The sequence below is a fragment of the Chromohalobacter sp. 296-RDG genome (genome assembly GCF_029889885.1).
Lineage (GTDB): Bacteria > Pseudomonadota > Gammaproteobacteria > Pseudomonadales > Halomonadaceae > Chromohalobacter.
On the sequence record NZ_JARANY010000231.1, the window covers coordinates 1 to 1,041 of the forward strand.

The 1,041-nt window shown below is 63.6% G+C and carries 1 protein-coding gene and 1 pseudogene; both read left to right on the forward strand.

The window, feature by feature from the left end; translation table 11 throughout:
• Positions 1-247: pseudogene (locus OP495_RS18920) on the forward strand (xanthine permease XanP); the annotation flags it as partial.
• The coding region (locus OP495_RS18925) for an FAD-dependent monooxygenase (RefSeq protein WP_348521330.1) at positions 157-1,041 on the forward strand (885 nt) is incomplete at its 3' end. The pseudogene OP495_RS18920 and the gene OP495_RS18925, both read left to right, overlap by 91 nt.

Here is a 1,041-nt window from a genome sequence, read left to right on the forward strand (position 1 = left end):
CCAGACGATGACCCGCAAGACGATCATGACCATCGCCGTGTCGCTGGGCATGGGGCTAGGTGTCCAGCTCGTCCCCGAAGCCCTCGCCGGGCTGCCCGAGACCGCCGAACGTATCTTCTCTTCACCGATCACCACCGGCGGGTTGACCGCCATCCTGTGCACTCTGTTGCTGCCCGGCAGCACCGAGGATGCCAAGGAGCCCGACGACGCGACGCCACGCGCCACGGCACCCAATCAGCCTTCGTAAGCCATAACAATTTCGTCCCTCATAACAATCGATTGAAGGAGTTCGCCATGTCTCGCTCAACACAACACGCTTCTCCCTTGCACGTCCTCGTCGTCGGCGCGGGGATGGGCGGACTGAGTACCGCGCTTGCCTTTCAACACCAGGGTCACCGAGTCACCGTCGTCGAGCGTGTCCAGGAGATACGCCCGATAGGCGCGGCCATTTCCCTGTGGCCCAACGGGGTCAAGATCATGCACCGCCTAGGGCTCGGCGACACCATCGAGCGTCTCAGCGGTGAGATGACCCGCATGCGCTATCTCACCCACCACGGGCGGACCTTGACCGATTTCAGTCTCACGCCGCTGTTCGAGGACGTCGGGCAGCGCGCTTGTCCCATCGCACGCGCCGCCCTGCAGCAAACACTCTTCAACGCAGTCGGCGCCGAGTATATCCAGCTCGGGCGTTGCTGCAACGATTACACGCTGGCGGACGACGGCATCACAGCACATTTCGAGGATGGCGGTAGCCTCCACGCCGACTTGCTGGTGGTCGCCGATGGCACGCACTCGCGGCTGCGCGGCAAGATCACGGGACACGCCGTGGAACGTCAGTACGTCGGGTACGTCAACTGGAACGTGCGCGTGCCCGCCGACGATGATCTGGCCCCGCTTGACAATTGGGACCAATACGTCGGCGATGCCAAGCGCGTCTCGCTGATGCCCATGGGCAGCGGCGGTAACGACCAGGACGCGCAGGAATTCTACTGTTTCTTCGACGTGCCCCTGCCTGCCGGGACAGCGAACGACCCGCAGCAC